The sequence below is a fragment of the Streptomyces sp. NPDC013455 genome (genome assembly GCF_040632975.1).
GTDB lineage: Bacteria > Actinomycetota > Actinomycetes > Streptomycetales > Streptomycetaceae > Streptomyces.
Genome location: NZ_JBEYCX010000015.1, coordinates 128,042 through 141,462, shown reverse-complemented (window position 1 = coordinate 141,462; position 13,421 = coordinate 128,042). Strand labels below are relative to the sequence as shown.

Genomic DNA, 13,421 nt, shown 5'->3' with positions numbered 1-13,421 from the left:
TGCCGCGGGGATCGGGCCCGGGCGCCGACGGACCGGGCCGGACGGTGGGGGCCGGACGGTGGGGGCGGCATGGTCACCCTCCACGTGCAGGACAATGAGACGGTGAGGTCACCTCGCCGCACGGCCGTCCGGCGACCCGGGGCAACCTCCGCACCCAGGGCCGTTTCGGCTACGTACGTACAGAACCGGGGCTGATCAGGACATGGGACGAGTCACGGAACGACGCAAGGTCCTCCGGATCCGGGACGGCGCCGTCTCCAGCCGGCCCGACACGCTCGTCGCCGAGGAGCCCCTGGAGATCCGGCTGAACGGCAAGCCGCTCGCGATCACCATGCGCACGCCGGGCGACGACTTCGCGCTGGCCGCCGGCTTCCTGGTGAGCGAGGGGGTGCTGGCCTCGGCGTCCGACCTGAGGAACATCGTCTACTGCGCGGGGGCCGCGGCGGACGGTTCCAACACCTACAACGTGGTCGACGTGAAGACGGTGCCGGGCACCGCCCTGCCCGACTTCTCCCTGGAGCGCAACGTCTACACGTCCTCCTCGTGCGGGCTGTGCGGCAAGGCCAGTCTGGACGCCGTACGGACGACCGCGCGCTGGCCGATCGCCGACACGCCCCCGCTCGGCGTCACCCCCGAGCTGCTCTCCAGCCTGCCCGACCGGCTGCGCGCCGCCCAGCGGGTCTTCGACCGCACCGGCGGTCTGCACGCGGCGGCCCTGTTCGACGAGGACGGGAACCTCCTGGACACCCGCGAGGACGTGGGCCGGCACAACGCGGTCGACAAGCTGGTCGGACGGGCGCTGCGGAGCGACGCGCTGCCGCTGTCCCGGACCATCCTCATGGTCTCCGGCCGGGCCTCCTTCGAACTCGCGCAGAAGGCCGTCATGGCGGGCATCCCCGTACTCGCGGCGGTGTCGGCGCCGTCGTCCCTGGCGGTGGACCTGGCCGCCGAGACCGGTCTGACCCTGGTGGGCTTCCTGCGCGGCAGCTCGATGAACGTGTACGCGGGCGAGCACCGGATCGTCCTGCGCGAGGCGGCCCCCCGGAGCTGACCGGTCCCCCCGCCTGCGGACCGGTCAGCCGAAGGCCAGCTCCGTCGAGCGCGTCACCGTGCCCAGCCTCGGGAAGTCGAGCCGTACGGACGCCTCGTGCTCGGCGGTGGTGAAGGCGGCCATGGTGTCCTCGGCGAAGACGAGGTCGTAGCCGAGGTCGGCGGCGGCGCGGGCGGTGGACTCGACGCCGAGGTTGGTGGCGACGCCGCCGAGGACCAGCGTGGTGATGCCGCGTTCGCGCAGCCGCTCGTCCAGCCCGGTGCCCTGGAAGGCGCCCAGCGTCCGCTTGACCACCTCCAGGTCGCCGTCCTGGAGCAGACCGGTCACCAGGGCGCTGCCGGGCGGCTGTTCGGCCACGGCGGGCCGCTCCACCCGCACGAGCACGACGAGGGCACCGGCGCGGCGGAAGAGCCGCGCCGACTCCTCGGCGGCGGCGAGGACTTCGGAGCCTTTGCGGGGTTCCAGGGGCAGCGCGACGACACGGTCCATCAGGTCGACGAGGATCAGCGCGGTGCGCCGGGGATCGAGGACGGGAGCTGCGGTCATGACGGAACGTTAACCGTCGTCAGCCGTCCGTGCCGGAAATCCGTGTCAACAGGCCCGTGAACTGATCCCGTTCGGCCGCCGACAGCGGTGCGAGCAGCCGGTCGTTGGCCTCGCGGGCGGCCTTCTCGCAGCGCACGAGGAGCCGGGCGCCGTCGCCGGTGAGGGAGACGGCGTTCTTGCGCCGGTCGCGGGGATCGGGGGCGCGGTCGACCAGACCGGCGGCCTGGAGGTCGTTCAGGACGCCGACCAGGTCCTTCGGGTCGAGGCTCACACTGCGGCCCAGGTCGGCCTGGGCGACCGGGGCGAGGTCGCGGACGGCGGAGAGGACGACGTGGTGCCACATCTTCATGCCCTCGGCCGCGAGGGCGTCGGCGACCAGGGCGCGGCCCCGTGCCGCGGCCCGCCCGAGCAGCCAGCTGGGCAGGGAACGGATCGCGGGCAGGGGTGCTTCGGCCATGCCGGCAGCCTAGCCGAAGAATCGTTGGACACCCCAATGAAGCACCCGCTACCGTTGGGCCTCCCAACGAATTCATTGGGGCCCCCAACAATCGGTTGGGGTGTCCCGGCGATCGAGCGCGGAGGTTGCGATGCGTCGTGTCCGGTACGAGTCCACCGGCGGCCCGCTGTACGTGGAGGAGGCGCCCGTCCCCGAGCCCGGCCCCGGGGAGCTGCTGGTGCGCTGCGCGGCCGTCGGCGTGACCCTGCCGGTGGTCCGGAAGGTCACCGAGGCCGCGGAACCGGTGCCGCTCGGCGGGGAGATCGCGGGCGAGGTGGTCGCGACCGGTGCGGGCGTGACCCGCTTCCGGGCCGGCGACCGGGTGACCGGACTGTGCTTCGGGCACGGCTACGCCGACTTCGCCCTGCTGCGCGAGGCCATGGCCTCCCCGGTGCCGGACGACGCGGACGCGGTGACCGCGGTCGCGCTGGTGCGCAGCGGCCTGGTGGCGCTCGGGGCGCTGGAGGCGGCACGGCTCGCGCCGGGCGAGTCGGTCCTCGTCACGGCCGCGGCGAGCGGCGTCGGGCACCTCGCGGTCCAGCTGGCGCGGGCGCGCGGTGCGGGGCGGGTGGTCGGGGCGGTGTCCGGGCCGCGGAAGGCGGAGTTCGTCCGGTCGCTGGGCGCGGACGACTGCGTACGCTACGACGACGAGGGCTGGGGCGATCCGGTCGACTGCGTCCTGGACGCCGTCGGCGGCGACCTGCTCGCCCCCGCCGTCGCCGCGCTCGCGCCGCACGGCCGGCTGGTCGCCTACAGCTCGGGCGGCGGCACGGTCCGGGCCTACGACCTGCTGGTGGGGGCCAAGTCGGTGATCGGCTTCCAGATGGCTCTGATCGCCCGCGGCCGTCCGGAGCTGTACGAGCGGTGGCGGCAGGAGCTGTGGCGGCTGTTCGCCGAAGGGGCGGTGAAGCCCGTCGTGCACGGGGAGTTCGCGCTGACGGACGCGGCGGCGGCGCACGAGGCGGTCGCCACCCGGGCGAACCTCGGCAAGGTGGTCCTGCGCCCGTAAGTGCCCGCACGGTTCTTGTGACGGGCGCACCCCGCAACTACCTTCGTCGATACGCACGTTGGACGTGGGATGTCCGGATGTCCAGGCGTCCGGCCGACGAAGGGCAGGTCGCACCGTGCCGTCATCTCTGCGCGCCCCTGTGAGATCCGCACTGGTCACCGCCGCCCTCACCACGGCCGGCCTGCTCCTGTCCTCGCTCCCCGCCCATCCGGCCACCGCCGGACCGGTCTCCGCCCAATCGGCCACCACCCGTTCGGCCGCCGTCCGACCGGTCTCCGTCCAGGCGGCGGACCCCGCACCCGAGTTCGAGCAGCAGGTGCTGTTCAAGGCCGCCCAGGACCCTGGCTACGCCTGTTTCCGCATCCCGGCGATCGTCCGGACGACCGAGGGCACGCTGCTGGCGTTCGCCGAGGGCCGGGTCCTCAACTGCGGGGACGCGGCCGACATCGACATCGTGCTCAAGCGCTCCACCGACGGCGGGCGCACCTGGGGGCCGTTACAGGTGGTCAACGAGGGCGCCGGCGACACCCACGGCAACCCGGCACCGGTCGTGGACCACACCACCGGCCGGATCTGGCTCGCGGAGACGTACAACACGGGCCGTACCGACAGCGCCGGCTGCTCGGTCCCCTGCGACCGCACCCCGCACCTCCAGTACAGCGACGACGACGGGCGCGGCTGGTCGCCACCGCGCGACCTGAGCCCCGAGATCCTGCCCGCCGACTGGAACTCCTGGTACGCGACCGGACCCGTGCACGGCATCCAGCTCACCCGCGGCCGGCACGCGGGACGCCTGGTCTTCGGGGTCAACACCGAGACCTGGGACGGCAGCCGGGTCACCGCCAACCACGCGGCGCTGATCGTCAGCGACGACCACGGCGGTCACTGGCGGATCGGCGCCACGGACAGCTGGCCCATCGCCGCCGACCGCACCTTCCGGCAGAAGCCCTCCGAACTGACCCTCGCCGAGCGCGGCGACGGTTCCATCCTGGTCAGCGGCCGGGAGCAGGACGGCACCGACCTCGGCCACCGCACCCAGGCCACCAGCCGCGACGGCGGCACCGGCTTCACCGGGCCCTTCCGCGCCCTGCCGGACCTGTACACCCCGCAGGTACAGGGCTCGATGCTGCGCCTGGGCGACCGCCTCCTGCTCGCCTGCCCCGGCGACCCCGACCGGCGCCGCACCATGATGATCCGCTCCTCCTACGACGGCGGCCGCACCTGGGACGGCGTGGACCGCGGCACGGTCGTCACCACGGACTGGTCGGGCTACTCCGACCTGGTGCGCATCGGCTCCGCCGCGGTCGGCCTGCTGTACGAGGGCGGCGCGGTGGACGCCCGCGACGAGATCCGCTTCGCCCGCTTCACCGAGGACTGGCTCGCGCCGCGCCGCGGCCCCGACCCGGTCACCCCGGACCACGCCCCGCACGCCCGCCCGGCGGCGGTGCTCGGCGACCCGGCGGAGACGGAGGGCGTGTCCGGGGACGCCCTGGAGTTCGACGGCACCGACGACGCCGTGCGCCTGCCGTACCGCAGCGGTCTGCCGCTGGGCGGCAAGGACTTCACGGTGTCGCTGTGGTTCCGGTACACCGCGACGGCCGGGGAGCAGCCGCTGCTGTGGATGGGCGGGATCGGCACCGGCCAGCCGCAGGTGTGGCTGCGCGGGGAGCCGGCGAACAACCGCGTGCAGGGGCTGATCACCGTGCGGGAGGGAGCCGGGGCGCCACGGACGGCCTACGTCCGCACGGCCACCGCGTACAACGACGGCGAGTGGCACCACGCCGTCCTGCGCAGGGGCGCCGGCCGGCTGTCGCTGTCCGTCGACGGCGGCGAGTCCTCCGTCGCCGACCCGCCGGGCTCGGTCAGCCGGAACTCGCCGTTCGGGGTCCATCTCGGTCAGCGCATGGACAGCCGCGCCTTCCTCACCGGCGCGCTGGACGAGGTGCGCGTGTGGGACCGGGCGCTCGACGACGAGGAACTGGCGGACCCGGACGTGCTGCGGTCACCGCGGGACACGGTGGTGTGGCTGCCCCTGGACCGGGTGCGCGGCTGACTCGCCGGGGGTGTCCGCGGTCACCGCAGGACGCGGTTGTCCGGCTACCCCTGGACCGGGTGCGCGGCTGACTCGCCGGGGGTGTCCGCGGTCACCGCAGGACGCGGTTGTCCGGCCGCCCCTGGACCGGGTGCGGGGCCGGCTCGTCGGGGGCGTCCGCGGTCGCCTCGGGGTCGCGGGCCCGCCGCTTGGCGATGACCGCGCACACCATCAGCTGCATCTGGTGGAAGAGCATCAGCGGCAGCACGGCCAGGGAGGCGTGACTGCCGAAGAGGACGCTCGCCATGGGCAGTCCGGAGGCCAGGGACTTCTTCGACCCGGCGAACTGGATGGCGATCCGGTCCGGCCGGCCGAAGCCGAGCGCCCTGGCGCCGTACCAGGTCAGGGCCAGCATCACGGCCAGCAGGACGGCCTCGACACCGAGCAGCCCGGCCAGTCTGAGCGGGCTGACCTGGTGCCAGATGCCCTGGTTCACGCCCTCGCTGAACGCGGTGTAGACGACCAGCAGGATGGAACCGCGGTCGACCAGCCCGAGGACCTTCTTGTGCCGGGTGATGAACTCCCCGATCCAGCGCCGGGCCACCTGCCCGGCGAGGAACGGCACCAGCAGCTGGAGCACGATCTTCAGCAGCGAGTCGGTGGAGAACCCGATCGTGTCACCGCCGATCAGCCCCGCCGCGAGCAGCGGGGTGAGGACGATGCCGGCGAGGGAGGAGAAGGAACCGGCGCAGATCGCGGCGGGCACGTTGCCGCGGGCGATGGAGGTGAAGGCGATGGACGACTGGATCGTGGACGGCACCAGTGTCAGGAACAGCAGGCCCTGGTAGAGGGGCTGGGTCAGCAGGGACGGCACCAGAGCGCGCGCGGCGATCCCGAACACCGGGAAGATGACGAACGTGCACACCAGCACGGTGACGTGGAGCCGCCAGTGCCGCAGCCCGTCCAGCGCCTCGCGGGTGGAGAGCCGGGCGCCGTACAGGAAGAACAGGAAGGCGATCGCGGCCGTGGCGGCGCCCGAGACCACGTCCGCGGCGGTGTCCCGGGCGGGGAGCAGCGCGGCGAGTCCCACCGTGCCGAGCAGCAGCACGATGTACGGGTCGATCGGCATCCGGCTCGGCCGGCGAAGGCGTTTCACAGTGCTCCGTGCTCCGTTGTCTGGCGGTGTCGTGCGGTCCTCGTGGTGTCCGAGTGCGGTCACGGTGCGCGAGGGCCCCTCCATCGTCCTCCTCCGCACGCTGATCGGGAAACCCGCACACCACTCTGACTGTCATCACGATCCGCGATGGCCGCCGCTAGGATCGTCCCGTGTACGAGCCGACGCACCTGCGCACCTTCCTCGCCGTGGCCCAGACGCTGAGCTTCACCCAGGCCGCCCAGCGGCTGGGGCTGCGGCAGTCCACGGTCAGCCAGCACGTGCGCCGGCTGGAGGACGCGGCGGGCCGGCAGCTGTTCACCCGGGACACCCATTCGGTGGAGCTGACGGAGGAGGGCGAGGCGATGCTGGGGTTCGCCCGCCGGATCCTGGAGGTGCACGAGCAGGCGACGGCGTTCTTCACCGGCACGCGCGTGCGTGGCCGGCTGCGGTTCGGCGCCTCGGAGGACTTCGTGCTGACCCGGCTGCCGGAGATCCTGGAGCGTTTCCGCCACGACCATCCCGAGGTCGACCTGGAGCTCACGGTGGAGCTGTCCGGCATCCTGCACGAGCGGCTGGCCGCCGGAAAGCTCGATCTGGTGCTGGCCAAGCGCCGACCGGAGGATCCGCGCGGTGAGCTGGTGTGGCGGGACGACCTGGTGTGGATCGGCGCCGAGCGGCTGCGGCTGGACCCCGACCGGCCCGTGCCGCTGATCGTGTACCCGCCGCCGGGCATCACGCGGGCCCGCGCGCTGGAGGCCCTGGAGGGGCAGGGCCGGGAGTGGCGGATCGCGTGCACGAGCGGCAGCCTCAACGGGCTGGTCGCGGCGGCCCGCGCCGGTCTCGGGGTGATGGCCCACTCCCGGCGGCTGATCCCGCCGGGCCTGTACCCGCTGCCCGACCGCGCGGGCCTGCCGGACCTGGGGAAGGTCGACTTCGTCCTCGTCCACGGCCGCCGCCCCGGCTCGGCCGGGGGCGCCGCCGACGCCCTGGCGGCGGCCATCCTCGGCGGCGGCGAGCGGCTGCGGCGCAGCGACGGCTGACCCGGGGCCGGCGCGGGGCACCATGCGCAGGGCTCCGCAGGCAAGGCTCCGTGAGCAGGGCACCGCAGGCAAGGCGCCGTGAGCAGGGCTCCGTGAGGCAGGGCTCCGCATGCCGGGCGCCGTCATCGGTGTCCCGCGCCCGTCTCCCGCGGTCGCGCACCGTAAGCGGTGCGTACAGATTCGGTGGAGATTACGGTACCGAAACTTACTGACCCGTCAGTATTGTGTCCGGCCCCAACCCTTGTGCGGGCATTTCGGGGTCGCGACCCGGGGAGAACGTGAGGTTTGCTCGGGTTCCGCCCCCCTCCCGCCGGCCGACCGGGTGGGGTAGCTTTCACCGCGCCGCGCGGTCGTGGACCAACGACACTGGGGCGCGAGAGACGGGGAGCGAGGTTGCGCGAGTTCACCAACCCTCCGCTGGGGTCGCCGCCGACGGTGGGCGGTCTGGCAGACGTCGTCTTCGACCATGCCCTGACCGACCCCCTGCACATCGCGCTCGGCCGCAAGGACGCCTCCGGGCAGTGGCGCGACGTCACCGCCGCCGAGTTCCGCGACGAGGTCCTCGCCCTCGCCAAGGGCCTGCTCGCCCAGGGCATCCGGTTCGGCGACCGGGTCGCGATCATGTCCCGCACCCGCTACGAGTGGACCCTGTTCGACTTCGCCCTGTGGACCATCGGCGCGCAGGTGGTGCCCGTCTACCCCACCTCCTCGGCCGAGCAGTGCTTCTGGATGCTCTACGACGCCGAGGTGTCCGCGGCGATCGTCGAGCACGAGGACCACGCGATGACCATCGCCACCGTCATCGACCGGCTGCCGCGACTGCGCCGGCTGTGGCAGCTGGACGCCGGCTGCGTGCAGGAGCTGTACGACGCGGGGGCGCACCTGGACGACGAGACGGTGGACCGGCACCGGCAGGCGGTCACCCCGGACTCGGTCGCCACGATCATCTACACCTCCGGCACCACGGGCCGCCCCAAGGGCTGCGTGATCTCGCACGGCAACTTCATGTGCCAGGCGGACACCGTGATCCAGCGCTGGGAGCCGGTGTTCCACTCCAAGAAGGGCGACGAGGCGTCCACGCTCCTCTTCCTGCCGCTGGCGCACGTCTTCGGGCGCATGGTGGAGGTGGCCGCGATCCGCGGGCGGGTCCGCTTCGGTCACCAGCCGCAGCTGCAAGCCGCCGCCCTGCTGCCCGATCTGGCCGCCTTCCGGCCGACGTTCATCCTGGCGGTGCCCTACATCTTCGAGAAGGTGTTCAACGCGGCCCGCCGCAAGGCCGAGCGGGAGGGCAGGTCCGGGCCGTTCGAGAAGGCCGTCGACATCGCCGTGAAGTACGCGGAGGCGGTGGAGGCGAAGGCCTGGGGCACCGGGCCGGGCCCCTCGGCGGGACTGCGCATGCAGCACCAGTTCTTCGACAAGGTCGTGTACACCAAGATCCGTGCCGCGATGGGCGGCCGCATCCGCAACGCGATGTCCGGCGGATCGGCGATGGACCGCCGGCTGGGGCTGTTCTTCGCGGGCGCGGGCGTGCAGATCTTCGAGGGCTACGGCCTGACCGAGTCGACGGCGGCGGCGACCGCCAACCCGCCCGAGCGCACCCGCTACGGCACCGTGGGCCAGGCCATCCCGGGCGTGACCGTGCACATCGCGGACGACGGCGAGATCTGGCTGAACGGCGCCACCGTCTTCCAGGGCTACCTCAACAACCCGAAGGCCACCGACGAGACGCTGCACGACGGCTGGCTGGCCACCGGCGACCTCGGCACCCTGGACGAGGACGGCTACCTGACCATCACCGGCCGCAAGAAGGAGATCCTGGTGACCTCCGGCGGCAAGAGCGTGTCCCCGGGCGTGCTGGAGGAGCGGGTCCGGGAGCACCCGCTGGTCAACCAGTGCATCGTGGTCGGCAACGACCGCCCCTACATCGCCGCCCTGGTCACGCTCGACCAGGAGGCGGTCGACCACTGGCTCCAGATGCGCGCGAAGCCGAGGATGGCCCCGGCCGAGCTGGTCCGCGACCCCGACCTGGAGACGGAGGTGCGGCGGGCGGTGGTCGCCGCGAACACCCTGGTCTCCCAGGCCGAGTCGATCCGCACCTTCCGCATCCTGGCCCAGCCGTTCACCGAGGAACACGGCCTGCTGACACCGTCGCTGAAGCTGAAGCGGAAGGCGATCGAGAAGGCGTACGCGAACGAGGTCGAGGCGCTTTACCGCACCTGATGCCTCGTCACCCCCGGCCGCTCGGGCTGACCACGTCGAGAAGGGGCATCCCCGGTGCCGGTTTCCCCGCCGCGTCCGGTGGCGTGCCGGAGCCGCCGCACGGCGGGCACCGATACCCGGCCGCGACGGGTAACGCAGGAGCTGTTTTCGGCCATTCTCGATTCCGGAGGCTGACCTGCCGGTCAGTTGCCGGGGATTCGCGCGTCTGGAATGCGCGACGGCCTGTGATCGTTGACGATGGAAGAACCACCTGTCGACAACAGAAGGATCAAGAGGCTCGTGAGCAGCAAGGTCCCCCCGATCATCCTCAACAACGGCGTCGAGATGCCCCAGCTGGGCTTCGGCGTCTGGCAGGTGCCGGACGACGAGGCCGAGCGGGCCGTCGCCACGGCGCTGGAGGCCGGGTACCGCAGCATCGACACCGCTGCGATCTACGGCAACGAAGAGGGCACCGGCAAGGCCATCGCCGCGTCCGGCCTGCCCCGCGAGGACGTCTTCGTCACCACCAAGCTCTGGAACAGCGACCAGGGCTACGACTCCACGCTGCGGGCCTTCGACGCGTCGCTGGAGAAGCTGGGGCTCGACTACGTCGACCTGTACCTGATCCACTGGCCCCTGCCGTCCCGGGGCAAGTACACCGACACCTACAAGGCGTTCGAGAAGCTGCTCGGCGACGGCCGCGCCCGCGCCATCGGCGTGTCCAACTTCCTCCCCGAGCACCTGGAGCGGCTGATCTCGGAGACCTCCGTCGTCCCGGCGGTCAACCAGATCGAGCTGCACCCGCACCTCCAGCAGCACGCCGCCCGCGACGCCCACGCGAAGCACGGCATCGCCACGGAGGCATGGTCGCCGCTCGGCCAGGGCAAGGGACTGCTGGAGGTCCCGGCGATCGTCGCGATCGCGCAGAAGCACAACCGCACCCCGGCCCAGGTCGTGCTGCGCTGGCACCTCCAGCTCGGCAACATCGTGATCCCGAAGTCCGTCACGCCGGCCCGGATCAAGGAGAACATCGAGGTGTTCGACTTCAGCCTGGACGACGAGGACCGCGCGGCGATCAGCGCGCTCAACGAGGACCGGCGCCTGGGTCCCGACCCGGCCACCTTCGACATGGGCTGACCCGGTCCGGTGGCGCCGGGGCGAGCGCCGCGCGCCCCGGCACCGTGGCCGGTGTGAGCCGCCGGCCGGCGCTCGGCCGGCGGCTCACACCCGCACCGGACGCGGCCGCCGCGTGACCGCGGGGGCACCACCGGGCCCGGCCCGTGCGTCCCGCGTGACCGCGGGGGCACCATCGGGCCCGCCCCGTGCGTCCCGCGTGAGCGCGGGGGGCGCGGCCGTACGCCGTTCGGTGCCGCGGACGAGGCGAAGGACGGGGGCGGCTAGTCGAAGCGCACGTCCGCGTAGACCACTTCGAACTCCTCCAGACCGACCACGTCCACGTGCGCCTTCGCCGACACATCGTGGCGCACCGCCGCCATGGCCGCGCGCGAGGCGGTCAGCGAGGCGCCGTCGACGAACATGACGCCGGCCATGGCCCGGCCGCGGTCCCGGTCGATCAGCAGGGAGGCCCTGGCGAGCCCCGGAAGCGACTCCAGCCGCGGCACCGCCGTCGCCCGGAAGGTGTCGACGACCAGATCCGCGTCCCGGGGATCGAACTCCAGCCTGGTCACGCGCAGTCCGCCGCCCTGCTGCGGGTGCCTGACCTGATGGAACACGGCCGCCTCGAAGTTGGCGACCGACACCGTGCTCGCGAACGGCTCCAGGAGCACCCCCCGCCGCTCGCGCATCACCTCGTCGCTGTTGCGCCGCCCCTCCTCGGTCTCCCACCAGCTCACCGCGAGGATCTTGCCGAGCTGCCGGTCCGCGAACACACCCGCGCCGCGATACCCCGGACGCTCCTCCAGCAGGTCCCGCCCCTCGCTGTTCAGCGACCGCAGGGCCGTGTCGAGCAGCGCCGGATCGCCGGTCGCGTACACCGTGCGTACGAACATGAGCCTCGCCTCCCGGGTGACAGGAACCGCCACGCATGGCGGACAAAAGCGACATGCCTCGCTCCCTCAGTCTCACCGGCGACGGAACTCACCGCAATACGCACAGATTTCGGCCGTTCGCAACCGGAATCTTGACGAGGACACGACGACAACGCCACGGTGTACGACACTCGGTAAGGAAACTTTCCTAACAGAAGGGCTCCCCCCGTGCGTCTTCGAACCCTCACCCTCGCCGCGGCCTCCGGCGCCGCCCTGCTCGCCGCCGGACTCGTCCCCGCGCACGCCTCCGCCGCCGCCTCGCCCCGGTCCGTCCAGGAGGGCACGGTCGGCGCCGCCGACCTGCTCGCCAAGGTGAAGACCTGTACGCAGATCTCCAACGGCACGTACCGGACCGACGAGGAGACGGCGGCCACGGTCCCAGTGTGCGGGAAGAACGGCGCGGTGTTCTGGAAGGCCGACATGGACATCGACTGCGACGGCCAGCGCACCACCAACTGCAACGAGGACCGCGACCCGTGGTTCCAGGACGACACCGCCTTCCACCAGTCCGACGGCAAGCCGCTGAAGGCGGAGACGCTGCCCTACGTCGTCGTACCGAGCTCCAGCACCATCTGGAACCACTCCGGCGCCGGCATCCAGGGCGGCGGCGTGGTCGCGGTCGTCTACGACGGTCAGGTCGAGTACGCCGTCGTCGGCGACACGGGCCCCTCGAAGATCATCGGCGAGGCGTCGTACGCCACCGCCAAGGCGCTCGGCATCGACCCCGACCCGGAGACCGGCGGCACGGACTCGGGCGTGACCTACATCCTGTTCACGAACTCCAAGGTCTCCCCCATCGAGAGCCACAGTGCCGCGGTCTCCCTCGGGGACCGGCTGGCCAGGCAGTTCATCGCCGCGAACTGAGCCCGGCCGGGCTACGCGGGACGGACGGCCGTGTAGACGGTGTAGGCCCCCAGCACGAACAGATCCGGCCGTACCCGCACGCTCGCCGGGTCGGCCGGGTCGAGCAGGCGGTCGAGGGTGGCGCGGTCGTCGGCGTCCAGCGCCTCCCCGATCCCCTCGCGCAGGCGGGACAGGTGCGCGGTGACGTAGGCGCGGGCCCGGTCCGGGACCGGGGCGGGCAGGTCGAGCAGGAAGGTACGGGTACGGCTGTGCTTCAGGCCGGCGGCGGTCAGCAGGGCGGGCCAGTCCTCGGCCTCGGCGACGGAGCCCGGCAGGTCGGCCCGCATCCCGGCGAACCACTCCTCCTCCAGCGCGTCCATCCGCGCCTGAAGGCCGGGGCGGCCGATGCCGATGTCCCGGGGCAGGAAGCGGGAGGGCAGACCGCCCTCGAGGAGGGCCAGCGTCCCGCCCGGCGCGAGCCGTTCGGCGAACGCGGCGAGCGCGGCCCGCTGGTCGCCGAGGTGGTGCAGGCTCCGGCTGGCCCACAGCAGGTCGGCCGGGTAGTCCAACTCGTCCAGCGCCTCGGGCAGTTCACCGGTGACGGTGCCGAAGCGGTCGGCGACGCCCTGGCGGGCGGCCCGCGCGCGGGCGCGCTCCAGCAGCGGCGCGGTGCCGTCGACGGCGACGACCCGGGCCCCGGGGAACGCCTCGGCAAAGAGACAGGAGACGACTCCGGGACCGCTGCCCGCGTCCACGATCAGCCCGGGGTCCGTCACCTCCTGCGCGAGCCACGCCATGGCCCGCTCGTAGACGGGGCCGAACAGCTCCGCCTGCGACTCCAGCAGGGGACCCAGCTCGTTCCAGTCGATGTCGGTGCCGTGCAGGTGGCCGTGTCCGTGGCCGTGGCCGTGCCGGTGTTCGTGGTGGTCGTGCGCCATGGTGGTCAGCCTCTCTTCCGGATGCGGCCAGGGTGCGACGGCACGCCGGTCGGAGGCCAGCGG

At 72.7% G+C, this 13,421-nt stretch carries 12 protein-coding genes; 7 read left to right on the top strand and 5 right to left on the bottom strand.

The window, feature by feature from the left end:
• Positions 1-202 precede the first annotated feature (202 nt).
• Positions 203-1,051: a formate dehydrogenase accessory sulfurtransferase FdhD gene (gene fdhD / locus ABZ576_RS23820; protein ID WP_360744254.1), complete on the top strand. Its 849-nt coding sequence runs from the start codon at positions 203-205 to the stop codon at positions 1,049-1,051.
• Positions 1,052-1,075: 24 nt separating this feature from the next.
• Here the strand turns inward: fdhD and ABZ576_RS23815 are convergent, their stop codons facing one another.
• Together ABZ576_RS23815 and ABZ576_RS23810 are read right to left on the bottom strand one after the other, a co-directional pair.
• A complete protein-coding gene (locus tag ABZ576_RS23815; protein ID WP_360744251.1) occupies positions 1,076-1,597 on the bottom strand; it encodes an isochorismatase family protein in 522 nt (173 codons plus the stop codon).
• Between the two features lie 19 nt (positions 1,598-1,616).
• On the bottom strand, positions 1,617-2,054 hold the full coding sequence (locus tag ABZ576_RS23810; protein ID WP_360744248.1) for a MarR family transcriptional regulator: 438 nt from the start codon (positions 2,052-2,054) through the stop codon (positions 1,617-1,619).
• Positions 2,055-2,184: 130 nt separating this feature from the next.
• Here ABZ576_RS23810 and ABZ576_RS23805 point away from each other — a divergent pair, with 130 nt between their 5' ends.
• Positions 2,185-3,102, top strand: a complete 918-nt coding sequence (locus ABZ576_RS23805) for a zinc-binding dehydrogenase (RefSeq protein ID WP_360744245.1) — start codon at positions 2,185-2,187, stop codon at positions 3,100-3,102.
• A gap of 115 nt (positions 3,103-3,217) precedes the next feature.
• Entirely contained in the window at positions 3,218-5,155 is a 1,938-nt protein-coding gene (locus tag ABZ576_RS23800; RefSeq protein ID WP_360744242.1) for a sialidase family protein, read from the top strand.
• 91 nt (positions 5,156-5,246) lie between these two features.
• Here ABZ576_RS23800 and ABZ576_RS23795 read toward each other — a convergent pair whose 3' ends face one another.
• A complete protein-coding gene (locus tag ABZ576_RS23795) occupies positions 5,247-6,290 on the bottom strand; it encodes a bile acid:sodium symporter family protein (RefSeq protein ID WP_360744238.1) in 1,044 nt (347 codons plus the stop codon).
• A 170-nt stretch (positions 6,291-6,460) separates the two neighbouring features.
• Between ABZ576_RS23795 and ABZ576_RS23790 the strand changes: the two genes are divergently transcribed.
• The 3 genes from ABZ576_RS23790 (at position 6,461) to ABZ576_RS23780 (ending at position 10,666) form a co-directional block, all read left to right on the top strand.
• Positions 6,461-7,330 (top strand): LysR substrate-binding domain-containing protein, encoded by an 870-nt coding sequence (locus ABZ576_RS23790; protein WP_360744235.1) that lies wholly within the window; start codon positions 6,461-6,463, stop codon positions 7,328-7,330.
• 393 nt (positions 7,331-7,723) lie between these two features.
• Positions 7,724-9,550, top strand: a complete 1,827-nt coding sequence (locus ABZ576_RS23785) for an AMP-dependent synthetase/ligase (protein WP_360744232.1) — start codon at positions 7,724-7,726, stop codon at positions 9,548-9,550.
• Positions 9,551-9,829: 279 nt separating this feature from the next.
• On the top strand, positions 9,830-10,666 hold the full coding sequence (locus ABZ576_RS23780; RefSeq protein WP_360744229.1) for an aldo/keto reductase: 837 nt from the start codon (positions 9,830-9,832) through the stop codon (positions 10,664-10,666).
• Positions 10,667-10,926: 260 nt separating this feature from the next.
• Here the strand turns inward: ABZ576_RS23780 and ABZ576_RS23775 are convergent, their stop codons facing one another.
• Positions 10,927-11,538 carry a hypothetical protein gene (locus ABZ576_RS23775; RefSeq protein WP_360744226.1) on the bottom strand — a complete coding sequence of 204 codons (612 nt, stop codon included), beginning with the start codon at positions 11,536-11,538 and terminating at the stop codon, positions 10,927-10,929.
• A 207-nt stretch (positions 11,539-11,745) separates the two neighbouring features.
• Between ABZ576_RS23775 and ABZ576_RS23770 the strand changes: the two genes are divergently transcribed.
• A complete protein-coding gene (locus ABZ576_RS23770) occupies positions 11,746-12,441 on the top strand; it encodes a glycoside hydrolase family 75 protein (RefSeq protein ID WP_360744223.1) in 696 nt (231 codons plus the stop codon).
• 11 nt (positions 12,442-12,452) lie between these two features.
• Here the strand turns inward: ABZ576_RS23770 and ABZ576_RS23765 are convergent, their stop codons facing one another.
• Entirely contained in the window at positions 12,453-13,358 is a 906-nt protein-coding gene (locus ABZ576_RS23765; RefSeq protein ID WP_360744220.1) for a class I SAM-dependent methyltransferase, read from the bottom strand.
• Between the last annotated feature and the right edge of the window lie 63 nt (positions 13,359-13,421).